20 protein-coding genes are annotated in these 24900 nt (G+C 74.0%); 12 read left to right on the top strand and 8 right to left on the bottom strand.

The genetic code is table 11. From position 1 onward, the window contains the following. The first annotated feature begins 16 nt into the window (after nucleotides 1–16). On the top strand, nucleotides 17–2404 hold the full coding sequence (locus FHS38_RS23470) for a cation-translocating P-type ATPase (RefSeq protein ID WP_184736450.1): 2388 nt from the start codon (nucleotides 17–19) through the stop codon (nucleotides 2402–2404). A gap of 8 nt (nucleotides 2405–2412) precedes the next feature. Here FHS38_RS23470 and FHS38_RS23465 read toward each other — a convergent pair whose 3' ends face one another. The 3 genes from FHS38_RS23465 to FHS38_RS23455 all read right to left on the bottom strand — a co-directional run bounded on the left by FHS38_RS23465 (nucleotide 2413) and on the right by FHS38_RS23455 (nucleotide 7450). Further along, entirely contained in the window at nucleotides 2413–2604 is a 192-nt protein-coding gene (locus FHS38_RS23465; RefSeq protein WP_184736448.1) for a DUF1059 domain-containing protein, read from the bottom strand. A 233-nt stretch (nucleotides 2605–2837) separates the two neighbouring features. Further along, the gene (locus FHS38_RS23460) at nucleotides 2838–6158 is read right to left on the bottom strand and encodes a sacsin N-terminal ATP-binding-like domain-containing protein (protein ID WP_184736661.1); all 3321 of its coding nucleotides are present in this window, start codon (nucleotides 6156–6158) and stop codon (nucleotides 2838–2840) included. 398 nt (nucleotides 6159–6556) lie between these two features. Beyond that, nucleotides 6557–7450, bottom strand: coding sequence for a DUF3027 domain-containing protein (locus FHS38_RS23455; RefSeq protein WP_184736446.1), 894 nt, complete (start codon nucleotides 7448–7450; stop codon nucleotides 6557–6559). Nucleotides 7451–7802: 352 nt separating this feature from the next. On the opposite strand from FHS38_RS23455, the gene FHS38_RS23450 reads away from it, so the two are divergent. Genes FHS38_RS23450 through FHS38_RS23435 form a run of 4 tightly spaced genes read left to right on the top strand, consistent with a single transcriptional unit; the run spans nucleotide 7803 to nucleotide 11328 of the window. Continuing rightward, nucleotides 7803–9227: an MFS transporter gene (locus FHS38_RS23450; RefSeq protein ID WP_184736444.1), complete on the top strand. Its 1425-nt coding sequence runs from the start codon at nucleotides 7803–7805 to the stop codon at nucleotides 9225–9227. A gap of 26 nt (nucleotides 9228–9253) precedes the next feature. Beyond that, the gene (locus FHS38_RS23445; protein WP_184736442.1) at nucleotides 9254–9721 is read left to right on the top strand and encodes a DUF2771 family protein; all 468 of its coding nucleotides are present in this window, start codon (nucleotides 9254–9256) and stop codon (nucleotides 9719–9721) included. Between the two features lie 18 nt (nucleotides 9722–9739). Next, complete coding sequence (locus FHS38_RS23440) at nucleotides 9740–10456, top strand: futalosine hydrolase (protein WP_184736440.1); 717 nt, start codon at nucleotides 9740–9742, stop codon at nucleotides 10454–10456. Between the two features lie 20 nt (nucleotides 10457–10476). Further along, nucleotides 10477–11328 carry a 1,4-dihydroxy-6-naphtoate synthase gene (locus FHS38_RS23435; RefSeq protein ID WP_184736659.1) on the top strand — a complete coding sequence of 284 codons (852 nt, stop codon included), beginning with the start codon at nucleotides 10477–10479 and terminating at the stop codon, nucleotides 11326–11328. A 31-nt stretch (nucleotides 11329–11359) separates the two neighbouring features. On the opposite strand, the gene FHS38_RS36155 is transcribed toward FHS38_RS23435, so the two are convergent. Further along, nucleotides 11360–11743: a cold-shock protein gene (locus tag FHS38_RS36155; RefSeq protein ID WP_130879373.1), complete on the bottom strand. Its 384-nt coding sequence runs from the start codon at nucleotides 11741–11743 to the stop codon at nucleotides 11360–11362. A gap of 231 nt (nucleotides 11744–11974) precedes the next feature. Here FHS38_RS36155 and FHS38_RS23425 point away from each other — a divergent pair, with 231 nt between their 5' ends. Further along, nucleotides 11975–12229: a hypothetical protein gene (locus tag FHS38_RS23425; RefSeq protein WP_184736438.1), complete on the top strand. Its 255-nt coding sequence runs from the start codon at nucleotides 11975–11977 to the stop codon at nucleotides 12227–12229. Here the strand turns inward: FHS38_RS23425 and FHS38_RS23420 are convergent. Next, nucleotides 12190–12843, bottom strand: coding sequence for an HAD family hydrolase (locus FHS38_RS23420; protein ID WP_184736436.1), 654 nt, complete (start codon nucleotides 12841–12843; stop codon nucleotides 12190–12192). The genes FHS38_RS23425 and FHS38_RS23420 overlap by 40 nt on opposite strands. A gap of 160 nt (nucleotides 12844–13003) precedes the next feature. On the opposite strand from FHS38_RS23420, the gene FHS38_RS23415 reads away from it, so the two are divergent. From FHS38_RS23415 to FHS38_RS23405, 3 genes are read left to right on the top strand one after another with little or no spacing between them, the layout of a single operon-like run. Further along, on the top strand, nucleotides 13004–14035 hold the full coding sequence (locus FHS38_RS23415; protein WP_184736434.1) for a FecCD family ABC transporter permease: 1032 nt from the start codon (nucleotides 13004–13006) through the stop codon (nucleotides 14033–14035). Next, a complete protein-coding gene (locus tag FHS38_RS23410) occupies nucleotides 14032–15114 on the top strand; it encodes a FecCD family ABC transporter permease (RefSeq protein ID WP_184736432.1) in 1083 nt (360 codons plus the stop codon). Before FHS38_RS23415 ends, FHS38_RS23410 begins: the two co-directional genes overlap by 4 nt. Next, on the top strand, nucleotides 15111–15938 hold the full coding sequence (locus FHS38_RS23405) for an ABC transporter ATP-binding protein (RefSeq protein ID WP_184736430.1): 828 nt from the start codon (nucleotides 15111–15113) through the stop codon (nucleotides 15936–15938). The genes FHS38_RS23410 and FHS38_RS23405 overlap by 4 nt, the downstream gene beginning before the upstream one ends. Before the next feature lie 176 nt (nucleotides 15939–16114). Here the strand turns inward: FHS38_RS23405 and FHS38_RS23400 are convergent, their stop codons facing one another. After that, complete coding sequence (locus tag FHS38_RS23400; protein ID WP_184736428.1) at nucleotides 16115–17062, bottom strand: hypothetical protein; 948 nt, start codon at nucleotides 17060–17062, stop codon at nucleotides 16115–16117. A gap of 162 nt (nucleotides 17063–17224) precedes the next feature. Between FHS38_RS23400 and FHS38_RS23395 the strand changes: the two genes are divergently transcribed. Together FHS38_RS23395 and FHS38_RS23390 are read left to right on the top strand one after the other, a co-directional pair. Then, on the top strand, nucleotides 17225–19744 hold the full coding sequence (locus FHS38_RS23395; protein WP_184736427.1) for a helicase-associated domain-containing protein: 2520 nt from the start codon (nucleotides 17225–17227) through the stop codon (nucleotides 19742–19744). Nucleotides 19745–20134: 390 nt separating this feature from the next. Beyond that, a complete protein-coding gene (locus tag FHS38_RS23390) occupies nucleotides 20135–21784 on the top strand; it encodes a DNA repair helicase XPB (protein ID WP_184736425.1) in 1650 nt (549 codons plus the stop codon). Between the two features lie 39 nt (nucleotides 21785–21823). Here the strand turns inward: FHS38_RS23390 and FHS38_RS23385 are convergent, their stop codons facing one another. Beyond that, nucleotides 21824–22000 (bottom strand): hypothetical protein, encoded by a 177-nt coding sequence (locus FHS38_RS23385; protein WP_184736423.1) that lies wholly within the window; start codon nucleotides 21998–22000, stop codon nucleotides 21824–21826. Between the two features lie 264 nt (nucleotides 22001–22264). Here FHS38_RS23385 and FHS38_RS23380 point away from each other — a divergent pair, with 264 nt between their 5' ends. Next, nucleotides 22265–24325, top strand: a complete 2061-nt coding sequence (locus FHS38_RS23380; RefSeq protein ID WP_229822165.1) for a HelD family protein — start codon at nucleotides 22265–22267, stop codon at nucleotides 24323–24325. A 196-nt stretch (nucleotides 24326–24521) separates the two neighbouring features. On the opposite strand, the gene FHS38_RS23375 is transcribed toward FHS38_RS23380, so the two are convergent. Next, on the bottom strand, nucleotides 24522–24839 hold the full coding sequence (locus FHS38_RS23375) for an ArsR/SmtB family transcription factor (protein WP_229822157.1): 318 nt from the start codon (nucleotides 24837–24839) through the stop codon (nucleotides 24522–24524). Nucleotides 24840–24900 lie beyond the last annotated feature (61 nt).

Raw genomic sequence — 24900 nt, 5'->3', positions numbered from 1 at the left:
CCGTACCGTCGGAGGCATGAGCGATCCGGCGCAGACCGCAGTCGAGGAGCCCGTACCGCCGGCCGCGCACTCCGGCCTCACCGCCCGCGAGGTCGCCGAGCGCGTGGACCGCGGCGACGTCAACGACGTACCCGTACGGTCCTCACGCTCCACGGCGGAAATCGTCCGGGCCAACGTCTTCACCCGCTTCAACGCCATCATCGGCGTGCTCTTCCTCATCATCCTGGTCGTCGGCCCCATCCAGGACGGCCTCTTCGGCTTCGTCATCGTCGCCAACACGGCGATCGGCATCATCCAGGAACTGCGCGCCAAGAAGACCCTCGACTCCCTCGCCGTCATCGGCGAGGCCAAGCCGACCGTGCGCCGCGACGGCGTCCCCACCGCCATCGCCACCGGCGGGATCGTCCTCGACGACGTCATCGAACTCGGCCCCGGCGACAAGTGCGTCGTCGACGGCGAGGTCCTGGAGGTCGACGGGCTGGAGATCGACGAGTCGCTGCTCACCGGCGAGGCCGACCCCGTCCTCAAACAGCCCGGCGACCCCGTCATGTCCGGCTCCTTCGTCGTCGCCGGCGGCGGCGCCTTCCGCGCGACCAAGGTGGGCCGCGAGGCCTACGCCGCCCAGCTCGCCGAGGAGGCGTCCCGCTTCACCCTCGTCCACTCCGAGCTGCGCAGCGGCATCAGCCAGATCCTCAAGTACGTGACCTGGATGATGGTCCCGACCGCCATCGGCCTGATCATCAGCCAGCTCGTCGTCGAGAAGGACGACTGGAAGGAAGCGGTCCGGCGGATGGTCGCCGGCATCGTCCCGATGGTGCCCGAAGGGCTGGTGCTGCTCACCTCCGTGGCCTTCGCCATCGGCGTCATCCGGCTCGGCCGCAAGCAGTGCCTCGTGCAGGAACTGCCCGCGATCGAGGGCCTGGCCCGGGTCGACGTGGTCTGCCTCGACAAGACCGGCACCCTCACCGAGGGCGGCATGGACGTCACGGCACTACGCCTCCTGGACGGTTCCGACGAGCCTTACGTACGCCAGGTGCTCGGCGCCCTCGGCGAGTCCGACCCCCGGCCCAACGCCAGCCTCCAGGCCATCATCGACGCCTACCCCGACAGCGCCGACTGGCGCTGCACGGAATCGCTGCCCTTCTCGTCGGCCCGCAAATACAGCGGCGCCGCCCTCAACGGTCCCGACGCGGAGAGCAGTCGCTGGCTGCTGGGCGCCCCCGACGTGCTGCTGACCGAGGGCGACGCGGCACTCGCCGAAGTCGAGGACCTCAACGCCCAAGGCCTGCGCGTGCTGCTCCTCGCCCGCGCCGACCGCGAGCTGGACGACCCGCGCGTCACGGACGGCGTCCGCCCCACGGCCCTCGTCGTCCTGGAACAGCGGCTGCGGCCCGACGCCGGCGACACCCTGCGCTACTTCGCCGAACAGAACGTCTCCGCGAAGGTCATCTCCGGTGACAACGCCGTCTCCGTCGGCGCGGTCGCCGGGAAACTCGGCCTGCCCGGCGCCGACGCCCCCGTCGACTCCCGCCGGCTGCCCGCCGAGCGGGACGCGATGGCCGAGGCCCTCGACCGCGGCGCGGTCTTCGGGCGGGTCACCCCGCAGCAGAAGCGGGACATGGTCGGCGCGCTCCAGTCCCGCGGCCACACCGTCGCGATGACGGGCGACGGCGTCAACGACGTCCTGGCCCTGAAGGACGCCGACATCGGCGTCTCCATGGGCTCCGGCTCCGAGGCCACCCGGGCCGTCGCCCAGATCGTGCTCCTCGACAACAGCTTCGCGACGCTGCCGTCGGTGGTCGCGGAGGGCCGCCGCGTCATCGGCAACATCACGCGCGTCGCCACGCTGTTCCTGACGAAGACCGTCTACTCCGTCCTGCTCGCCGTCCTCGTCGTCTGCTCACGGGTGCCGTACCCGTTCCTGCCCCGCCATCTGACGCTGCTGTCGACCCTGACCATCGGCGTCCCGGCCTTCTTCCTCGCCCTGGCCCCCAACAAGGAGCGCGCCCGGCCGCACTTCGTGCGCCGCGTCATGCGGTACGCCGTCCCCGCCGGGATCATCGCGGGCCTCGCCACGTTCGCCGCGTATCTGCTGGCCCGGCAGCACTACAGCGGGACGGGCGCCCTGGACGCGGAGACGAGCGCGGCGACGCTGACCCTGTTCCTGATCTCCATGTGGGTGCTCGCGATCATCGCCCGCCCCTACACGTGGTGGCGGATCGCCCTCGTGCTGGCCATGGCACTGGGCTTCGTGATCGTGCTGGTCACCCCCTGGCTCCAGCACTTCTTCGCCCTGAAACTGGTCGGCACGACGATGCCGTGGGCCGCCGTCGGCATCGCGGTGGTGGCCTCGGTGTCGCTGGAGCTGGTGTGGCGCTGGGTGGGCCGCCGCTTTCCCGCGTGACGGCTGGGTCAGGCGTTGGCCTTCTCGTCCTCGAGCGTCTCGCGGATCTGCTCGCGCAGGGCCGGGCTGTCCTGGTGTTGGTGGACGGAGACGGCATGCTCGGCGGCGGCGCGGATGACTTCGTCCTCTTCACCGGTGATGGTGAGGGAGCAGTCCGTTTCGCTGGGGAACCTGCGGCAGTCGGCGACTTTCCTGGTCATGACGGCCTCCTCGGTTCCAGGATAAATCGACCGGGTCCCTCGCCGGCCGCGCCTGCGGCGCGGCTTTTCCCCACCCGCCCACCCGATCACCCGCCCACCCGATCACCCGGAACGGCGATGACGTCCGCTCGGGCGGGCAACGTCGTGGATGCCGGGCAATCGGGCGGGTGGGTGGGCGCAAAGCCGCGCCGCGGGCGCGGACCGGACGCGTCAGCGGCCCGCCCGGCGAGGGGCTAGTCGAACCAGCGGGCTCGCGCCAGCTCACCCGTGCGGGAGGGGTCCTCCAGGAGCGCCGCCGCCTCGAAGCGGCGGGACCAGTGGCCCGCCGCCCAGGCGAGGCCCGCCGCCACGCCCTCCAGCGTCGTCGCGTGCAGCACGCCGTCCGGCCCGTAGCGCCAGTCCAGCTCGATGCCGCCGACGACGAGCTCGCCGTGTTCGACGTACGAGGACGGTGCTCCCGGCAGCAGCACCCGCACACCGTCCGGGACCTGCCGCACCTCGCCGTCGCCGGCGGGCACGACCACCGGGAAGACCTCGCTGACCCGGCGGACCTGCAACAACTCCGCCAGCTCCGCCGCCCGCTCCGGCCGTACGGGCAGCACCGGGTGGCCTTCGGCCAGCGGCATCAGGTCCGGTGCGTCGGCGACGAGCGCCTCCGCCGCGTCCACGACCGTCACCTCGCCGTCGACGACGGCACGCAGCTCGTCCGGGAGGGTGACCTGTTCGGGGTCGAGGTCGGCCAGGGCCCCGTACAGGGCGTGCAGTTGCGCCTCGCCCACCGGCAGGCGGTCGTCGGCCAGCCGCGCGAGCAGCTCCGCCGCGCCGCCCGGCTCGTCCAGCAGGGCGGCCACGGACGTCCGTACGCCCAGCGCCCGCAGCACCTGCTCGTCCGCGAGCCCGGCCGCGTCGGCCGCCTCGTACAGGCCCGCCAGCAGCGGGTCCCCGCCCGCGGCGCGCAGCCCGGCGGGGCGGCGGCCGCCCAGCACGGGGTGGCCGCGCAGCCACCAGGCGGCGTACGGGCGCACCGATTCCGTCGTGCCGTCCGGCAGCAGGATCCGTACGGGCGCGGTCAGCGCGTCGCGCAGCGGCGGCCGGGACAGCAGGGCGAGCGCCTGCGGCCAGGCGTCGTCGTCGACCAGGTCCAGGTCCCGCACGGCCACGATCTCGGTCGCGACCGGCGGCACGGGGGTGTCGGGCAGCTGGTCCAGCACGTCCTCGCACCACACGTCGACGGCGTCGAGCAGGCCGACGTCGTCCGGCTCGGCGTAGTCGCCCTCGCGCGGCTCGAGCTCCTCGGGGTCGAGGACGACGTCCGTGGCGCGGACGAGGGCGAAGTCGGCGAGCACACCGCACGCGGTCAGGGGCTGCTCGCCCCAGTGGTCGGCGAGCGCGGCGTCGCAGGCGGCGAGTTCGCCGGGGCGGATGACGCGCTCGAAGGGGCTGCCGGGCAGGACGAGTTCACCGGCGGGGGCGAGCTCGCCGTCCTCGTCGGGCAGCGCGAGCGCACCGAGCCAGGGCTCGTCACCGGGCACCAGACCGGCGTCCCGGACGAGCGTGAGGACGGTCTCGGCCAGGGCGTCGGCGTCGAGGGCGTCCTCGTCCCAGACGTCGTCGGCGTCGAGGGAGTTCGCGACGGCGGCCCGCACCTGGGGGGTCGTCAGGATGGCGCGGGGCGAGGCGGGGGTGGCCCCGAGCTTCTCCAGCAGGGGGTGGGCGGCGTCGGGGTGGGCGACCTTCAGCCCGAGGCGGGAGAGCCGCTCGGTCTGCTCGGGGTCCGTGCCGTCCGGCGGCGGCAGCAGCACCTGCCGGGGGCCGATGGCCGTGCGCCCGTCCGCGAGCGGCACGGGCAGCCCGCTCAGCCGGTCCGGGTCGACGCCGGCGAGGCTGTCGTAGAGGCGGTGCCACCACGCGGCGTCCCGCTCGACGCCCGCCAGGCGGTCGATGGTCTCGCCCAGCGACACTCGGGCGACGCCGAGCGCGCGCAGCTCCTGGCGGCGCTCCAGCCCGGCGGGCAGCAGGCTCGGGAACAGCTCCCCCAGCACGGCGACGGTCTCCGCGCCCGCGCCCTCCACGATCTCGGCCTCGACGGGCCGCAGCGCGTACGCCTCGCCGCCGGGCGCGGCCGCGAAGGCGTCGTCCCAGGTGTCGGCGGGGGTGCGCTCGGTGGCCGGGGCGGGGCGCGGTGTCTGGGTCGAGGCGTCCGGGCCCTCGGTCCAGGGGATGCCCTCCACACCGCCGCCGGGCGGCGTGGGCTCCTGGCCGTCGGCCCCCGCGAAGGCCGCGCCGGGGAGGAAGGGGATCCGGGGCAGCCGGTCGAGGACCAGACGGCGGAGCTCCGCGTCCAGGGCGCCCTGCGCCAGCGGGGCCGGGACCAGGTCGAGGGTGCCGGTGCCGACGGGGTGCCAGTCGCGCAGCAGCGCGGTGTACGCCTCGGCCGCGCGCCCGACGAGGAAGTCCGTGAGGGGGCCGGGTGCCGCGTGCCGGCGGGTGGGTTCGAGCGGGAAGGTGGCGATGAGCAGGGCCGGCAGGCCCAGGGGCTCGTCGGTGGGGGTCGGGGCGTGCACGACCGGCGCGGTCCGGGGCCGCTCGGGCGCGCCGTCGGTGCCCACCGGCACCGCCCACGTCACCGCCCACGCCGGGCGCAGCCGCTCCTCCACGGGCCGGTCGGCGAGCAGCGCGGCGTCCAGCCGGCCGCCCGCGCGCTCGACGCGCCAGCGGGTGGCCGTCCGGCGCGCGGAGTCGTCGACGAGGACGTACGGGCCTTCCTGGCGGCGCGTCATGGTCCGTACGGTGCCGTCCGCCGTCTCGACGACGACCTCCGTCAGCCCCGGCAGGGTCAGCAGCAACGCGTCGTCGATCCCGGCCAGCAGACGGGCGGTCAGGTCCTCGGCCGCGCCGTCGCGCAGCGGCAGCACGACGACGGTGTCGTAGCCGTCGGGTGCGCTGCCCTCGGCGGGCAGCGGGAGCCGCAGCAGCGGCACGTGGCCCTCGCGGCGGCGGATCTCCTCGCCGAGGGCGGGGGCGTCTGCCGCCGCCCCCTCCGCGAGCGCCCGCGCCTCGGCGAGCGACCACCGGACGCCGCCGGTACGGGCGATGACGGCGGGTTCGTCGCTCACGGCCAGCACGGCCGAGAAGCCGACGCCGAACCGGCCGACGGCGCCGTCCGCACTGCCCCCGCCGTCCGTGCCGTCCGTGCCCGGCTGCGGTTCGTCGTCGCGCTTGGCGGAGGCCCGCAGGGTGGCCAGGGACTCGACGCCCGCGGCGTCGAGGGGCGCGCCGGTGTTGGCGGCGGCCAGTACGGCGGGCTCACCGGCCCGGGCGGGGTGCAGGGTCAGCCGCAGTCGGCCGGGGACCCCGGCGCGCGCGGCGGCGTCGGCGGCGTTCTGTGCCAGCTCGACGACGAGACGGTCGCGGTAGCCGCCGAGCGCGAGGTCCTCCTCGGCGTTGGCGTCCTCCCGGAACCGGGCGGGCGACGCCGCCCAGGCGTCCAGCACGCCACGCCGCAACCGTGCGGTCCCGAACGGATCCGCCCCGTCGGCCGTGCCCCGCACCATTGCCGTGCCGCTCACGTGTGTCTCCCTGCGCATTCGCTGGCCGCTGTGGCTTGGCCGAACCGCTGCCTTTGCCTGTGCGGCCGAACGTACCCCCCTGCGGGGGCGCTCCGCGCCAGGGGGTACGCACCGGCTTCCGCCGGGGGGCTGTCGTGCCGCCTGCCGCTACCGCGGCTTCAGCTGCGGGCTGTCCGTGCCGGCTGCGGCGGCGAGCGCCTCTCGCCTGGTCGGCGAATCGTCGGCTGCGGGCCGTCTGCGCCGCCTGCGGCGGCAAGCGCCCTGCGGGCGCGTCCTCAATCGCCGGACGGGCTGGATTGGGTCGGCCTCAGCCAGAACAAGCCCGTCCGGCGCTTGAGGTCACCGCCGCGCAGCGGTGGTGACCACGACACGCCCCCGAAGGGTCAGGCGTGCCCGAGGTCCTCCGAGGACTCGTCCTCCGAGCCCGCCGCCTGCCGCAGAGGCAAGGGGTCCACCAGCGTCTCGTCGATCACCGGCTCGGACGGCCGGGGCGGCTTCGGCATGACCGCGGCCTCGGAGTGGCCTCCGCAGCCGTAGGCGAGGGAGACGACGTGGCCGTCCGCCGGGCCGAACTCGTTGGCGCAGATGCCGAACGCCTGGCCCAGGGAGCCGCCGATGCGGACCAGGAAGCCGCAGCTCTCGCAGGACGCGGGGGCCGCCTGGGCCATGGGCGTCTTGGTGCCGTGGGTCTCGTCCCAGCGGTCGGCCGCGGTGTGCAGGCCGTAGCGGGAGAGGACACGGGCGCGGCGCATGCCGAGCTCCTCGGCGACCGCCGCGATCGTGCCGCGCAGGGGCGTGGTGGGCTGCGCGGAGGGCGGGCCGGCCGCGACGTCGGCGTCCTCCGCCTCGGCGAGCTCGGCCATTTCCTCGGAGACGGCGGAGTTCGGCGGCGGGACGTCCTCACCGGTCCAGCCCGGCTCCAGGCGCAGATCGTCGGCCTCGGTGGGCAGCAGATCGCCGGGGCCCATGTCGCCGGGGCGCAGCCGCTCGCTCCAGGGCACCCATTCGGGTGCCAGGAGGGCGTCGGGTCCCGGCAGCAGCACCGTCTCGTCGAGGGTGACGACCTTGGCGCGGGAGGCCCGTGCGACGGTGACGGCCCAGCGCCAGCCGCGGTACCCGGGGTCCTCGCAGGCGAAGTAGTGGGTGACGACGCGGTCCCCGTCGGCGGCGACCTCGACGTGGTCGCCGACCATCCCGGGCAGCGCGGCCTCCTCGGCCGCCGTACGGGCGAGTTCGACCGCCTCGGCGCACAGGCGGTCCGGGGTACGGCTTCGCATCGCAGCACTCACAAGAATCTTGTCTCTCTTCCACGCCGTCTCACGAGTGCGCCAGCCGAACGGCCGGGTCGGCGGACGGAGCGGACCGCAGGACCGCGTCGACGTCCGCGCCCGAACGGCCTCGGGCGCACCTAGTCACTCCCATTCTGCGGGATCGAGACTCGGAGCGCGGCCAAGAACGACCGCCGGTGGCGCGCTACGCACGCTACCCCGCGCGGCCGTGCGGGGGATAGCCGGGCTGCGGCGAGCCTCGTCCCGGTCTGCCCGGAGGCCGGGCGGTCGCGGGCCCGGAGCCGAGCCGTAGATGCGCCGAAAGTGCCATCGGCGGTGTGAGTTGGGGCAGTATGGCGTGGTGGGAGCCATCCGGTCAGCCGAAGGCGGTCCGCTCCGCCGTGCGGGCCGGGGCGTCGGCCGGGTTTTGCGCAGCCCTTTCACAGGGGCGGCCCGCGGGGTCCGTAAAGCCACGCACGCGCACGGCGCGGGCGAGTCCGGGCTCGGCAAACTGATCGAGCTGCACGCGGTGAATTCCGCCGGCGACATGATGATCACGATCGCGCTGGCGTCCACGGTCTTCTTCTCCGTACCCACCGACCAGGCGCGCGGGCGGGTGGCGCTGTACCTGGCGGTCACCATGGCACCCTTCGCGCTGCTCGCCCCGGTGATCGGGCCGCTGCTGGACCGCGTCCCGCACGGCCGCCGGGCGGCGATGGCGGGCGCGATGCTGACCCGGGCGCTGCTCGCGCTGACCATGTCGGGCGCGGTGGCGACGGGCGGCCTGGAGCTGTATCCGGCGGCGCTCGGCGTACTGGTGGCCTCGAAGGCGTACGGGGTGGTGCGGTCCGCCGTGGTGCCCCGGCTGCTGCCGCCACGCATCTCGCTGGTCAAGGCGAATTCCCGGGTGACGCTCGGGGGCCTGCTGGCCACGGGACTGGCGGCCCCGCTGGGTGCGGGGCTGCATCAGCTGGGGCCGGAGTATCCGCTGTACGGGGCGTGCGCGGTGTTCGCGTTCGGCACCTTCCTGTCCTTCACGCTGCCGCACAAGGTCGACTCGGCGAAGGGCGAGGCCCGGGCGCGCCTGGTGTCGGGCGAGCACCGGCCGATCCGCCACCCGCGGGCCGGGAAGCCGGAGAGGAACGGGAAAAACGGGAAACAGGGGACTCAGGGGAAGAAGAACAAGAAGCCCGGGCTGCGCACGGTGGGCAGCTCGGTGCTGCACGGCCTCCAGGCGAACAGCGCGATGCGCATGTTGTCGGGCTTCCTCACCTTCTTCCTGGCCTTCATGCTCCGGGTTCACCCGCTCGGGGGGCTGAGCCCGGCCATGTCGCTGGGTGTCGTCGCGGTCGCGGCGGGCGGGGGGAACGCGCTGGGCACGGCCATCGGCGCGCTGCTGCGCTCGCGCGGGCCGGAGGCGATGATCGCGCTGGTGCTGTCCATGTCCCTGGCGATGGTGGTCACCGCGGCCGTCCTCTACAGCCCGGTCGCGATCGGTGCCGTGGCGGCCGTCGCGGGCATCTCGCAGGCGCTCGGCAAGCAGTCGCTGGACTCGCTCATCCAGCGGGACGTGCCGGAGGAGGTGCGGACGTCGGCGTTCGCCCGTTCCGAGACGCTGCTGCAGATGTCCTGGGTGGTCGGCGGGGCGATCGGCATCCTGCTGCCGCTCAACGGCGTACTGGGCATGTCGGTCGCGGCGGGGTTCCTCGCGCTCGGCGTGGCGACCGCCGTGCGGGGCCTGCTGACGGCTGCCCGGCGCGGCTCGCCGCACCCGCGCGTGGCGTGAGCGGACGGGCCCGATAGCCTGCCCGCATGACCGCTGCGTTTATCCGAGGCAAGCGCCGCCGTGCCGCTGCCGCCGTCGGTGCCGTGACCTTCGGGCTCGTCGCCCTCTCCGCCTGCGACAAGCCGACGCCGCTGGCGACCGTGACCGTGGGTACGAACACGGTGACCACCGAGGCCGTCTGCCTCGACGAGGGCACCAAGCTCGACGAGGCCGCGCTGACCAAGTGCCTGTCGAGCAAGGCACCCAAGACCATCAAGGTGAAGCCGGGCGACAAGGTGCGCGTCGGCGTCGAGCCGAAGATCGCCGACGAGGGCTGGATCGTGGCCACGGGCGGCGTGCAGAAGACCGCCCAGACGAAGCAGACCTACACGTCCCTGGACGGTCAGTCGCTCTTCGTCAACCAGCAGGCCCAGCGCATGGAGAAGACCACCGTCCTCTCCGTGGTCACGAGCGACGGCGTGTGGAACGTCAAGCTCGAACTCGACAACGACTGAACCCGCCGGGGCCCGCTGATGCGCGTACTCGTGGTGACGGCCGTACCCGCCGAGCGTGACGCGGTGACGGCCGCTTCGCCGCGCCACGCGGAGGTCCCGCTGCCGGGCGGTGCGACCCTGCACCGCACGGCGCGCTTCGACGTGCTGGCCGCCGGCGTCGGTCCCGCCGCCGCGGCGGCGGGGGCCGCGACCGCGCTGACCGCGGCCGAGCTGGCCGGGGACCGCTACGACCTGGTGGTCTCCGCGGGCATCGCGGGCGGTTTCCAGCCCGGCGCGCCCCTGGCCTCCCTCGTCGTGTCCGACGCCATCGTCGCCGCCGATCTGGGCGCGCAGACGGCCGACGGCTTCCGGTCGGCCACCGAGCTGGGTTTCGGGGTGACGGGTCACCGGTCCCCCGAGGCGCTCGTCCGGGCCGTGGCCGAGTCGACCGGGGCGGCACGCGGTGAGGTGCTGACGGTCTCCACGGTGACCGGGACCGCCGAGCGGGCCGCGGAGCTGACGGCGCGCCACCCGGAGGCGCTGGCCGAGGCCATGGAGGGGTTCGGGGTCGCCGAGGCCGCCGCCGCGCACGGCGTGCCGGCGCTGGAGCTGCGTGCCGTCTCCAACGCGGTCGGCCCGCGTGACCGGGCCGCCTGGCGGATCGGGGACGCGCTGGCCGCGCTCACGGACGCGTTCCGGCGGATCCCGTCCGCACTCGTCGTGCCACCCGCCGAGAAAGCCGAGGTCACCCCATGAACGAGGCCCTGAGCGAGCCCATGAGCGAGCCCCTGAAGATCGCGTACTCGCCCTGCCCGAACGACACTTTCGTCTTCGACGCCTGGGCGCACGGCCGGGTGCCGGGCGCGCCCGCCCTGGACGTCACGTTCGCGGACATCGACATCACCAACGGCATGGCCGAGCGCGGCGAGTTCGACGTGCTGAAGGTGTCGTACGCGGTGCTGCCGTGGGTGCTGGAGGAGTACGCGCTGCTGCCGTGCGGCGGTGCGCTCGGCCGGGGCTGCGGGCCGCTGGTGCTGACCCTGGACGGCGGGAGCGGCGCCGATCTGGCGGGGAAGACGGTCGCCGTGCCGAGCGAGCGCTCGACCGCGTATCTGCTCTTCCGGCTGTGGGCCGCCACCGAGGTGCCGGGCGGTGTCGGCGAGGTCGTCGTGCTGCCGTTCCACGAGATCATGCCGGCCGTCCGGGACGGCAAGGTGGACGCGGGTCTTGTGATCCACGAGGCCCGGTTCACGTATCAGGACTACGGGCTGACCTGCCTCGCCGACATGGGCGAGCACTGGGAGTCGACCACCGGGCTGCCCATCCCGCTCGGCGCGATCATCGCCAAGCGCTCGCTGGGAGCCGAGCGGCTGCGCGAACTGGCCGAGGCGGCGCGGACGTCGGTGCGCATGGCCTGGGACGACCCGCTGGTCTCGCGGCCGTATGTGCTGGAGCACGCACAGGAGATGGACCCGGCGGTCGCGGACCAGCACATCGGGCTGTACGTCAACGAATTCACGGCCGGCCTCGGCGAGGCCGGCTACGCGGCGGTGCGCGGACTGCTCACGCGTGCCGCGGCCGAGGGGCTCGTACCTCCCCTCGGCCGTGACGCGCTCGCTTTTCCGTAGAACCGCCGGAATCACACCACCGGAACCCGGCTCAGACGTCCATCTGGTCGGCGACCGCGCGCAGCATGCCCGCGATCTTGGCGCCGTGCGCCTTGTCCGGGTAACGGCCGCGCTCCAGCTGCTGGGTGACGTTCTCCAGCAGGGTGGTGAGGTCCTGGACGATCGAGGCCAGTTCGTCGGGCTTGCGGCGCTGTGCGGCCGCTACCGAGGGGGCGGGGTCGAGGAGCGTCACGGTGAGTGCCTGGTCGCCGCGCTGGCCGGCCACGACACCGAACTCCACCCGCTGGCCGGGCTTGAGGGTGTCGACCCCGGCCGGGAGCACCGAGGAGTGCACGAAGACGTCCTCGCCGTCGTCACGGGAGAGAAAGCCGAAGCCCTTCTCACTGTTGAACCACTTGACCTTGCCGGTAGGCACGTCTGTCCTCGTCCTCGTATCTCGTCGGGAAACGCCGGAAACTGCAAAAAACAACGGCAAAACAGCTCTGGATAGCACGACAGCGGGTCGCAAGACCCGCTACCCCCAAGGCTAATGGTCCCGGGCCCGGTGACAAGACGTCCCCGGGTGGTACCTCTGCGCATCTGGCGTCTGTCCGGTCCGTACGGCGATGGGCGTCCACGCCGACCGCTAGGGATCTACCCTGGTCGGGTGAGCAACGAAACGCCCCAAGCCGGGGATCTGCTGGTACGCGTCGGCGCCATCGTCTTCCTCGTGGGGGCGGTCGCCACGCTGGCGACGGTCGCGCCGCTCTTCCTGGGCGCCGATCCGCTGCCCCCGGCCGCGTACTTCGTGTGCATGCTGATGGGCGTCGGCTTCCTCGTCGCCGGGGCCGGGGTGCTGCGGTCGATCGCGGAGCAGCGCCGTCAGGCGCGGGAGGCCGCCGGGTCCGTCCCGGCCCTGTAGTCGCGCAGCCAGGCCGGGAAGGCCGTGAGGTCGGCGAGCAGCACATCGGCACCCGCCGCACGCAGTTCGTCCACGTCGCACGGCCCGGTCGCGACCGCCACGGACAGCGCACCGGCCGTACGCGCGCCGCGCACATCGCCGACGTGGTCGCCTACGTAGACGCTCGCGCCGTGCTCGCGCAGCGCCAGCGCCTTGGCCTCGGCCCACAGGTCGCCTATGAGGACGTCGGGGGCGAGGCCCAGGTGGTCGAGGTGGAGCCGGGCGTTGACCGGGTACTTGGCGGTGACGACGATCGCCCGCCCGCCCAGCTCCTGGACCGCGGCGATGGCCTCGCGGGCGCCGGGCATGGCGGGTGACGGGGCGATCCCGTGCTCCGGGTAGGCGGCCCGGTAGAGGTCGGCGGCCCAGTCGACCTTCTCCGCGGGGAACCAGTTGCGCAGCTCGTGCTCGAGCGGCGGGCCGAGCCGACCGCAGACGAGGTCGATGTCGATGGGCGTCCCGGTGGCGGCGACCAGGCATTCGTACGCGGCTCTGATGCCGGGCTTGGAGTCGACCAGTGTCAGGTCGAGGTCGAAGCCGACCGTGAAGCGGTGGGTGCGCGGGAGCGAGGTCATGCCCCACATTCTGCCGCCGGCCCCACCCGTACACTAAGCCTTGCCTAAGTTGGGGCCTCGGTCCGCCGGACCTCAGCGGTCCCGGCATGTACGACCGCGAAGTTCATGCACCACCGCGTTCATGTACGACCGCGAAGTTCTCGAGCGCGAAGTGGAAGCGATGTCAGCCGCCGTCCCGATCAGCAGCCCCGGGTCCCCTGTGATCCGCCGCCGCGTCGGCTGGACGGCGGCCGCGGTCGTCGCCCTGCTGATCGCGGTGGCGCTCAGTCTCGCCGTGGGCGCCCGCCCGACCCCGCCGTCCGAGCTCCTCGACGTGCTGCTGCACGGCGGCTCGGGCACCACGGCCACCGTCGTCCGGGAGATGCGGCTGCCCCGCACCCTCATCGGCCTGATGGTCGGCGCCGCGCTGGCCGTGGCGGGCACCGCGATGCAGGGCCTCACCCGCAACCCGATCGCCGACCCCGGCATCCTCGGCATCAGCCAGGGCGCCTCGGTGGGCGTCGTCCTGGCGCTCACCGTCGCCGGGGTGCACTCCCTGACGGACTTCGTGTGGTGGGCCTTCGCGGGCGCGGGGATCGCGGGCGTCGCCGTGTACGCCATCGCCTCCCGCGGCCGCGGCGGCGCCTCGCCGGTCAAGCTCGCGCTCGCGGGCGCCGCGATCAACGCGCTGCTGGTCTCGGTCATCCACGCGATCCTCACCACCCACGCGCGCGTGCTGGACGACTTCCGCTTCTGGCAGGTCGGCTCGCTCGCCGGCCGCAAACCCGAGATCGTCGAGCAGATCTGGCCGTTCCTGCTGGTGGGCATGGTCATGGTGGTGTCCGTGGCGCGCGGGCTCGACGCCCTCGCGCTCGGCGAGGACGTCGCCAAGGGCCTCGGGCAGAACGTCGCGACCGTGCGGATCGTCGGCGGCCTCGGCGCCACCGTCCTCACCGGCGTGGGCGTCGCCGCCGCCGGGCCGATCGCCTTCATCGGCCTCGCCGTGCCGCACATCGCGCGGGCGATCGTCGGCTCCGACCACCGCTGGGTGCTGCCCATGGCCGCGCTCGTCGGCCCCGTCATGCTGCTCGTCGCCGACGTCGTCGGCCGTGTCCTCTTCCCGCCGAGCGAAGTCCCCTCGGGGGTCATGACGGCCCTGATCGGCGTGCCCTTCCTCATCACCCTGGTCCGCCGCAAGGCGGTGGCGGCATGACGTACACCGTGTCCCCGGGCGAGGCTCCGGCGAAGGCGCGACCGCGGCCCGCCGGGTACCTGCTCGTACGGGCCGGTCGCGGCTCGTTCCTCGTCCACCGGCGGGCCGCGGCCGTCGCGCTCGGCCTCGCGGTGCTGCTCGCCGCCGTGTGCGTCGCGTACCTGTGCGTCGGCAAGACCTTCGTCGCACCCACCGAGGCCGTGAAGGTCGTCCTCGGCCAGCCGTCGTCCGACGAGCTGGTCGTGGGCACGCTGCGGCTGCCCCGGATGACCGTCGGGCTGCTGATCGGCGCGGCCTTCGGCGTCGCCGGGGCGCTGATCCAGACCGTCTCCCGCAACCCCCTGGCCAGCCCCGACATCATCGGCGTCACCCAGGGCGCGAGCGCCCTGACGGTCGGCGCGATGACCTTCGGCGTCACCTCGTACGCCTTCCTGCCGTACCTGTCCGTCATCGGCGGGCTGCTCGCCGCGGCCCTCGTCTACGCCTTCGCGTGGCGGCGCGGGCTGCACGCCGCGCGCTTCGTGCTCATCGGCATCGGCTTCGCGGTCGCGCTGCGCTCGGTCACCCATCTGTTCATGACCAAGGGCGACTATCTGGTCGCCCAGCAGGCCCAGGTGTGGATGACCGGTTCGCTCAACGGGCGCGGCTGGGACGAGGCGACGCCGGTGTTCTGGGCGCTGCTCGCGCTCGTCCCGTTCGTTCTCTGGGCGGCGCGGGCGCAGCGCACGGTGGCCATGGACGACGACACGGCCACCGCCCTGGGCGTGCGGCTGGGCCGGGTGCGGTTCGGGCTGGTCCTGCTGGGCGTGGTGCTCGCCTCGATCGCGACGGGCGCGGCCGGTCCCGTCGACTTCGTGGCGCTGCTCGCCCCGCAGATCGCCCGCCGGACGACCCGTACCGCGCAGATCCCGCTGCTGTGCTCGGCGCTGCTGGGCGCGGTGATCGTGGTCCTCGCGGACCTGCTGGCCCGCAAGCTCTTCGAGCCCACCGAACTGCCCGTGGGCGTGCTGACCGCCGCCGTCGGCGCCCCGTATCTGATCTGGCTGATCATTCGCAGCCGCACCGGAGGCAAAGCGTGACCGAGAGCAGGCTCACCGCCCGCGCCCTGACCCTGGCCTACGAGGACCGCACGGTCGTGGACGCCCTCGACCTCGACGTCCCCGACGGGCAGGTGACGGTCGTCGTCGGCCCGAACGCGTGCGGGAAGTCGACGCTCCTGCGGGCGCTCGGCCGGCTGCTGAAGCCGAAGGGCGGGGCGGTGCTGCTGGACGGCGAGGAGCTGGCCCAGATACCCACCCGGCGGATCGCCCGGTCGCTCGGGCTGCTGCCGCAGACGCCCGTGGCCCCCGAGGCCATCACCGTCGCGGACCTCGTCGCCCGCGGCCGGCAGCCGCACCAGCGCTGGTGGCAGCAGTGGTCGGAGGAGGACGAGCGCGCGGTCACGGACGCCATGGCCCGCACGGACGTGTCGGCCCTCGCCGAGCGGGCCGTCGACGAGCTGTCGGGCGGCCAGCGGCAGCGCGTGTGGATCGCGATGGCGCTGGCGCAGGAGACGGACCTGCTACTGCTGGACGAGCCGACGACGTACCTCGACATCGCCCACCAGGTGGAGGTGCTGGACCTGGTCCGCCAGCTCAACCACGAACGCGGCCGCACGGTCGTCGCGGTGCTGCACGACCTGAACCAGGCGGCGCGCTACGCCGACCACCTGGTGGCGATGAAGGCGGGCCGCGTGATCGCGCGGGGCCGCCCGTCGGAGATCGTCACGGCGGAGCTGGTGCGCGAGGTCTTCGGCCTGGACTCGGTGGTCGTACCCGACCCGGTGACGGGCAGCCCGCTGGTGATACCGGGCACTCCGTGGGCTCCTTCCGCCGCCTGCGGCGGCATCGCGTCTCTCGACTGACCGGCAGATCTTCGACTGCGGGCCGTCTTTGCCGCCTGCGGCGGCAGAGCGCCCTGCGGGCGCGTCCTCAATCGCCGGACAGGCTGGGTGGGGCCGACCTCAGCCAAAACAAGCCCGTCCGGCGCTTGAGGACACCACCGCGCAGCGGGGGTGCGCAACCCGGCCGGACGCCGCCGTCAGGCGGACCGCCTGGCCCGCCACACCACGAAGAGCGCCGACGCGACGGCGGCGACCCGGACGACCACGGGCCACGTGGCGGAGAGGGCCGTGCCCAGCTCGCCGTGCGGTATCGGGTCGCCCCAGCGGCCGTTGGCCCGGCCCCACAGCCAGGCGATGCCGCCGGCGACGGTGAGGCCGGGGACGACCATGACGGCCATCTGCGACTCGGTGTGCGAGAGCCGGCGGGTGACGTAGGCGAGCGCCCAGCCCGCGGCGAGCACCAGCCAGTTGCCGAGCACGGCGCCGACGAGCAGCAGCGCGGCGACGAGCAGCAGGAACGGGCTCATGGGGGTGCCGTCACCGGCGCGCCACAGCCCGGAGCGGCCCGCCCCGGCCCCTTCTCCGCCGTCCTCGCCCCGCCCGACCCCTTCCGTGTCCTGCTCGCTCCGCTCGCCCGCAGGGCGCGCGGCGGCGTCGCGGCGCGCCAGTTCGGCCGCGGTCGGCGGCGGCTTCAGCATTTCGGGGATCTCGATGCCGCCGACGAAACCGTGCACCCGGTCCCCGGCCGTGAACGGTCCGGGGCCCGCCTGCTGCCACCCGTCCACCCGGTCACCACCGGCACCGCGGCCCAGCTCCTCCTCCGTCGCCAGGTGCGGGGGCGCCGCGGCGGGGAACCGCACGGGCTCGCCCTCGCGGCGCGGCATCGGCACCCGGCCCTTGTCAACGGCCCCTCCGCCCGGGGCCTCCGCGTCGGCGACGGCCTCGTCCGGCGTGCCCAGATCGTCGAGGATCCGGCGCACGGCGGCCGGGGAGTCGGCCCCCTCGGCGGATCTGCGGCGCTCGATCTCCGTGCGCAGCCGGGAGACCAGCCGCATGCGCTCGCCGGAGGTGAGCGGTCTGCGCTGAGCGAGGTCCCCGACCTGGCTCAAGTAGTCGTAAACAAGCTGATCACTCTCGATCCCCACCGAATCCCCTAAAACCACCAGCCAAGACCCACCAGCCGTTACCCCCCGAAGGTACCGGTTCCGCGTCGGGCCGACGGAGGGAACGCGGCGAGGCACCCGAGCGCGCCACGACCGTCGGCGGAGCCCGGGGCCCACCCCCCGCGACCCGGTACCGTAAACAGAATGACCACTGCGCGGCGGGAGACAGGGAAGACGGGCAAAGCGCCCCGCGGAGGCGGCTCGCCCCGCAAGGGCGAAGCCGGCCGCGGAGCCCCCCGCACGCTCGCCGACGAGCTGCGCGCCCGCCCCGACGACGACCTCGCCGCGCTGCTGCGCGCCCGCCCCGACCTGCTCAACCCCGTGCCCGGCGACCTCACCCAGCTCGCCACCCGGGCCGGCACCCGTGCCTCGGTGGTGCGCACGCTGGAGCGGCTGGACCGCTTCGCCCTCCAGGTCGCCGAGGCGCTCGCCGTGGCCCCCGACCCGTGCCCGTACGAGACCCTCCGCGCCCTCATGACCGGCGACGCGGACGACGACCCCCGCATCGCGCGCGAGCTGCCGCGCGCGGTGGCGACGCTGCGCGAGCAGGCCCTCGTCTGGGGCGGCGAGGACCGGCTGCGGCTGGTGCGCACGGTCCGCGAGGTGCTGGCGCCCAGCGCCTCGCACCCCTCCCCCACCGGCCTCGGGCCGACCGTCGCCGAGGCCACCGCCGGGATGTCGCCGGGCCGCGTCCAGCAGATCGTCGCCGCCGCCGGGCTGCCCGCCACCCACGACCCGGTGACGGCCGTCACGGCGCTGAGCGCGCTGTTCGGTGACCGCAAGCGGATGGCGGCGCTGCTCTCCCAGGCGCCCGCCGAGGCCACCGCCGTGCTCGGCAAGCTGCTCTGGGGCCCGCCGCACGGCACCGTGACCGCCGACCCCGCCTCCCATCTGCGCTGGCTGCTCGACCGGGGGCTGCTGCTGTCCACCGGCCCCGGTGGTGTGGTGCTGCCCCGCGAGGTGGCCCTGCACCTGCGCGCCGGGCGCGCCCACCGCGCGCCGGAGCCCGTCGCCCCGGAGCTGGCGCCCGTCACCGAGCACGACCAGCGGGTGGTGGACGCGACGGCCGCCGGACAGGCGTACACGGCGCTGACGGTCGTCGAGGACCTCCTCAAGGAGTGGGAGAGCGGCAGCCCGCTGGTCCTGCGGGCGGGCGGGCTGAGCGTCCGCGAGCTCAAGCGCACGGCGGCCGCCTTGGACACCACCGAGTCCGCCACCGCGTTCTGGGTCGAGCTGGCCTACGCGGCGGGGCTGCTGGCCTCGGACGGCGAGGTGGACGAGCGGTACGCCCCGACCCCCGCGTACGACGACTGGCTCCGGCTGCCCGCCGAGGAGCGGTGGACGCGGCTGGCCACGGCCTGGCTCGCGGCCACCCGCACCCCGGGCCTCGTCGGGGAGCGCGACGCCAAGGCCCGTACCCTCGCGGCCCTCGGCCCCGACCTGGACCGCAGCCCGGCCCCCGAGGTCCGCCATCGGGTGCTGTCCCTCCTCGCGACCCTGCCGCCGGGCGCCTCCGTGCCCCCCGCCACGCTCCTGGACCGGCTGCACTGGGAACGCCCGCCGCGCACCTCCGCCGACCCGGGCACCGAGGACCTCCGCACCCGGCTCGCCCGCTGGGCCCTGGCCGAGGCGGACCTGCTGGGCATCACCAGCCGCGGCGCCCTCGCCGCCCACGGCCGCGCCCTGGTCGGCGCGGTGCCGGACGCCGCCACGCCCGTGGAGACGGCCGCGGCCGCGCTCCTCGCGCCGCTGCTGCCCGAGCCGCTCGACCACGTGCTGCTCCAGGCCGACCTGACGGCCGTCGCGCCCGGCCCGCTGGAGCGGCCCCTGGCACAGACGCTGGGGGTGCTCGCGGACATCGAGTCCAAGGGCGGGGCGACCGTCTACCGCTTCACGCCCGGTTCGGTGCGCCGGGCGCTGGACGCCGGGCAGAGCGCCACGGACCTCAAGGCGTTCCTGACCACCCACTCGCGCACGCCCGTGCCCCAGCCGTTGGCGTATCTGATCGACGACGTGGCCCGCCGCCACGGCCATCTGCGGGTCGGCGCGGCCTCCTCCTACCTGCGCTGCGACGACGAGGCGGTCCTCGCGGAGATCCTCGCCGACCGCCGCTCCGCCCCCTTGCGGCTGCGCCGCCTCGCCCCGACGGTCCTGGCCGCGCAGGTCGCCCCGGACGCCCTCCTCGACGGCCTGCGCGGCATGGGCTACGCGCCCGCCGCGGAGTCCGCCGAGGGCGACGTCGTGGTCACCCGCGCCGACGCCCGCCGCACCCCGCCCCGCACCGCACCGGCCCCCGTCCACGACGGCCCGCCCGCCCCGGGCCCCACCCTGCTGGACGCCGCGGTACGGGCGATCCGCGCGGGCGACATGGCCGCCACCGCCGAACGCAAGCCCACCGCCGCCGCCCCGGCCCCCGCCGACGGCGGTCTGCCGCGCACCTCCTCCGCCGACACCCTCGCCACCGTCCAGGCCGCCGTCATGACCGGCGCCGCCGTCTGGATCGGCTACGTCAACGCCGAAGGCGCCGCGAGCCAGCGGGTCATCGCCCCGATCCGGGTGGAAGGCGGCTTCGTCACGGCCTACGACCACACCGCCGACGAAGTCCGTACGTACCCCCTGCACCGCATCACCGGCGTGGCCGAACTCGTGGACGACTCCGTCTGATTCCTCACCTCTACGGGTGATAAAGCGCATTGTCGCGCCGCGACAGGGGCAGCCATCGGGACGCTGCGTCACACAAAACCGCCGGATGATGACAGAAAGTAGGGGCTCATGCGTCGCATCGCCACCGTCCTGTTCGCAACCGTCGCCCTCCTCACCACCGCCCTGGCGGCCCCGGCCGCCGCCATCGGCATCGACCTCGGCGCCGGCATCACCCTCTAGCCGCCCTCGGGCGGTCGGGGACGGGCCGGTTCCAGCCGCACCGGCCCGCCCCCGGCCGCCGACCCGCTCGGCCCCCGCCCACATGTCCGCGCATGCGGCACACTGGAGGTTTGGCCGTACGGTCCGCCCAGGACCCGTACCGGCCGACCGCTAGCGGAAAGGGCCCAGCGCGTGACCGGACCTCTGATCGTCCAGAGCGACAAGACACTCCTGCTCGAGGTGGACCACGAGCAGGCGGACGCGTGCCGCCGCGCCATCGCGCCCTTCGCGGAGCTGGAGCGCGCTCCCGAGCACATCCACACCTACCGCGTCACCCCCCTCGGCCTGTGGAACGCCCGTGCCGCGGGCCACGACGCCGAGCAGGTCGTCGACGCCCTCGTCGCCTACTCCCGCTACCCCGTGCCGCACGCCCTGCTCGTCGACATCGCCGAGACCATGGCCCGCTACGGGCGCCTGAAGCTCGTCAAGCACCCCGTCCACGGCCTCGTCCTGGAGAGCACCGACCGGCCGGTGCTGGAGGAGATCCTGCGGTCGAAGAAGGTCCAGCCGCTGGTCGGCGCCCGGATCGACCCCGACACCGTCGCCGTGCACCCCTCCGAGCGCGGTCAGATCAAGCAGACCCTGCTCAAGCTCGGCTGGCCCGCCGAGGACCTCGCGGGCTACGTCGACGGCGAGGCGCACCCCATCGAGCTGGACGAGAGCGGCTGGTCGCTGCGCCCGTACCAGCGGCAGGCCGTCGAGGGCTTCTGGCACGGCGGCTCCGGCGTCGTCGTCCTGCCCTGCGGCGCGGGCAAGACCCTCGTCGGCGCGGGCGCCATGGCCGAGGCCAAGGCCACCACGCTGATCCTGGTGACCAACACCGTCTCGGCCCGCCAGTGGAAGCACGAGCTGGTCAAGCGGACCTCGCTGACCGAGGAGGAGATCGGCGAGTACTCCGGCACCCGCAAGGAGATCCGGCCGGTCACCATCGCCACGTACCAGGTCCTGACGACGAAGCGGAAGGGCATCTACCCGCACCTGGAGCTGTTCGACTCCCGGGACTGGGGTCTGGTCGTCTACGACGAGGTGCACCTGCTGCCCGCGCCCGTCTTCAAGTTCACCGCCGACCTCCAGGCCCGCCGCCGCCTCGGCCTGACCGCGACGCTCGTCCGCGAGGACGGCCGCGAGTCCGACGTCTTCTCCCTCATCGGGCCGAAGCGGTTCGACGCGCCGTGGAAGGAGATCGAGGCACAGGGCTACATCGCGCCCGCCGACTGTGTCGAGGTCCGCGTCAATCTGACCGACTCCGAGCGGCTCGCCTACGCGACGGCCGAGACGGAGGAGAAGTACCGCTACTGCGCGACGACCGCCACCAAGCGGAAGGTCACGGAGGCGCTGGTCGCCAAGCACCAGGGCGAGCAGACCCTGGTCATCGGCCAGTACATCGACCAGCTCGACGAGCTGGGCGAGCACTTGGACGCGCCCGTCATCAAGGGCGAGACGACCAACGCGCAGCGCGAGAAGCTCTTCGACGCGTTCCGCCAGGGCGAGATCTCGGTGCTGGTCGTCTCGAAGGTCGCGAACTTCTCCATCGACCTCCCCGAGGCCACGGTCGCCATCCAGGTGTCGGGCACGTTCGGCTCCCGCCAGGAGGAGGCCCAGCGCCTCGGCCGTGTCCTGCGCCCGAAGGCCGACGGCCACGAGGCGCGCTTCTACTCCGTCGTCGCGCGCGACACGGTCGACCAGGACTTCGCGGCGCACCGCCAGCGGTTCCTGGCGGAGCAGGGGTACGCGTACCGGATCGTCGACGCGGATTCGCTGCTCAGCAACAAAGACGCGTAGGGAGGCTCCCTCGGTCGCGGCGGCAGGCGAAGCCCCGGGCTATCGCCTGCCGTTGTGCTGCCCGAGGAGGACGACGCTGACGGCCGTCCCCGCGAAGACCTTGATCGCGCGGATCGTGCTGCCCAGCAGATGACGCTGGTGGCCGGGGTCGGAGTCGAGGGCGGTGGCGCCCGGTCGGGCGCCCTGGGCGGTGGGGGTGAAGGTCGCGGAGGTCATGTGTCCATGATGGTTTTCGCAACCGGCCCGGACATCGTCCTGCCGGTCGAACGCCCCTGCCCGCCCGTAGGACTCCAGGCCCATGCCGTCCCCTACGGGAGGAGGACGGCGACCCTGAGAAGGCACGGAAAATCGTTCGCGCCCAGATTCCGTGCTGACTACAATCGCCCGTCCTGCCGCCTCCCGAGTCCTGGGAGCGCCGCCGGCCGGACGGAAACCGGTCGGCCTCCCGCTCACCCCTGCCGCACCCCCGGAGGCACCGCCGTGTCCGCGCCCGTCCCGCACGCCGCCCATGACCCTCTCGAGCGCGAGCGCGCCCACCTCTCCTCCTCCCGCTCCGCGCTGCGCGCCATGCGCGCCGACGTGGAGTCCCTCGACATCAAGGACGTGACCGCGAACTGGGTCAACGCCGCCGTGCTGCAACGGCAGATCGACGACCGGATCGCCGCCCTCGCCGACCTGGCGCACACCCCGCTGTTCTTCGGACGCCTGGACTATCTGCACGCGCCGGGCGCCGATCAGGCGGAGGGCGCCGAGGGCGAGCAGTTCTACATCGGCCGTCGGCACGTGCACGACGCGGACGGCGACCCGATGGTCATCGACTGGCGCGCACCCGTCTCCCAGCCGTTCTACCGGGCGTCCAAGAAAGAGCCGATGGACGTGCGGCTGCGCCGCCGCTTCGGCTACACGGGCGGCGAGTTGACGGCGTACGAGGACGAGGACCTGACCGACGCCGCCGGTGACGAGCAGGCCAGCCGGCTGCTCCAAAGCGAGATCGAGCGGCCCCGCGTCGGACCCATGCGGGACATCGTGGCCACGATCCAGCCGGAGCAGGACGAGATCGTCCGCGCCGGGATCGGCGGCTCGGTGTGCGTCCAGGGTGCCCCCGGCACCGGCAAGACGGCCGTCGGCCTGCACCGTGTCGCCTATCTGCTGTACGCCCACCGCGAGCGGCTCGCCCGCACCGGCACGCTCGTGATCGGACCGAACCGGTCCTTCCTCCAGTACATCGAGCAAGTCCTCCCCGCCCTCGGCGAGTTGAACGTCGCCCAGGCCACCGTCGACGACCTCGTCGCCCACGTCGAGGTGCGCGGCACGGACACCGCCGCCGCGGCCCGGATCAAGGGCGACGCCCGCATGGCGGAGGTGCTGCGGCGCGCGGTGCGGTCGGGGGTGACGATGCCGGTGGACCCGGTGGTCGTCGTGCGCGGCTCCCGGCGCTGGCGGGTCCCGGCGTACGAGGTCGAGGAGATGGTCCGCGAGCTGCTGTCCCGCGACATCCGCTACGGCGCGGCCCGTGAGGCGCTCCCGCAGCGCATCGCGCACGCCGTGCTCGTACGGATGGAGGAGGCCGGCGAGGCCCCCGACGACCGGGTGCAGGACGCGGTGGCGCGCAACACGGCCGTGAAGTCGGCGGTCAAGACGATCTGGCCGCAGGTGGATCCGGCGAAGCTGGTGCTGCGGCTGCTGTCCGAGGCGGAGTTCCTGGCGGAGCACGCGGAGGGCGTCCTCGACGCCGAGGAGCAGGCGGAGATCCTCTGGGCCAAGCCGGCCCGCGGTGTGAAGTCCGCCAAGTGGTCGGCGGCCGACGCGGTGCTCGTCGACGAGGCGGCGGACCTCGTCGCCCGCACGCCCTCGCTCGGCCATGTGGTCCTGGACGAGGCGCAGGACCTGTCCCCCATGCAGTACCGCGCGGTGGGCCGGCGCTGCACGACCGGCTCGGCGACGATCCTCGGCGACCTGGCCCAGGGCACGACACCCTGGGCGACGAGCAGTTGGCCGGAGGCCCTGACCCACCTCGGCAAGCCGGAGGCCGCGGTGGAGGAGCTGACGATGGGGTTCCGCGTGCCGCGCGAGGTCATCGCGTACGCGTCCCGGCTGCTGCCCACCATCGCCCCCGGCCTGGCCGAGGCGACCTCGGTCCGCGAGGCGGCGGGCGACTTCGCGGTACGGGCGGTGGAACCGTCGGATCTCGACGCGGCGGTGCTGGCCGCCTGCGTGTCGGCCCTCGGCAAGGAGGGGTCGATCGGGCTGATCGCGGCGGACGCGCGGATCGCCACGCTGGCGGAGGCGCTGACGGCGGCGGGCCTGCCGTTCCTGTCCCCCGGCGAGGAGACCTCGGCCGACTCCCGCCTCACCCTCGTCCCGGCCACGCTGGCCAAGGGCCTGGAGTACGACTACGTGGTCCTGGACGAGCCGAGCGCCGTCGTGGCCGGCGAACCGGACGAGCGGACGGGGCTGCGACGGCTGTACGTGGCCCTGACACGAGCGGTGTCGGGCCTGACGGTCGTCCACGCGGCCCCGTTGCCGGGGCAGTTGGGGTAGCGGCGTCGCCGTGCGGCGCGCTTCCGCCCCACGGGCGTTCGGTTGTTCGCGGGCACCCCGCCGTTGCCGTTGCGCGGGGCTCCGGCTGTTTCGCGGGCATGCCGCCGTCTCCCGCTGCGCGGAGCCGGTGCCGCCGCGCGGGGCTGTTCAGGTGCGGTGTCGGGCCTCCGCGGGTGGGTGGGGGAAAACCCGTGACCTACCGCCCCATAGCTGTCAGCAGCGCGTCCGTGAGGCCGGGGAACCTCGTGTCGAGGTCGGCCTTGCGGAGTTGTACGAGGCGATTGCGGCCGACCGTGCGCGTGGCGGTCACACCCGCTTCGCGCAGCACCCGCATGTGGTGCGAGACGGTCGACTTGTGCAAGTGGTCGAGCCCGAGGCCGCTCAGGTCGCAGCCGTGCTCCTTGCCGTCGAGAAAAACCGACAACAGCTGCATCCGCACCGGGTCGCCCAGTGCGTGCATGACCTTGACCAGCTCGATCTCTTCGGTCGCCGGCTGCGGAAGCCACCCGTCCACCACGCTCTCCTTCTCCTCGCACCCACTCGGAACTGTTTGACAATCATCCACCTTTCCCTAT

Origin of the sequence: Streptomyces netropsis (assembly GCF_014203545.1) — a bacterium.
In the GTDB taxonomy this organism is placed as follows: Bacteria; Actinomycetota; Actinomycetes; order Streptomycetales; family Streptomycetaceae; genus Streptomyces; species Streptomyces netropsis.
The sequence above is the reverse complement of the archived record's forward strand: the minus strand, read 5'-3'. Positions and strand labels throughout refer to the sequence as shown.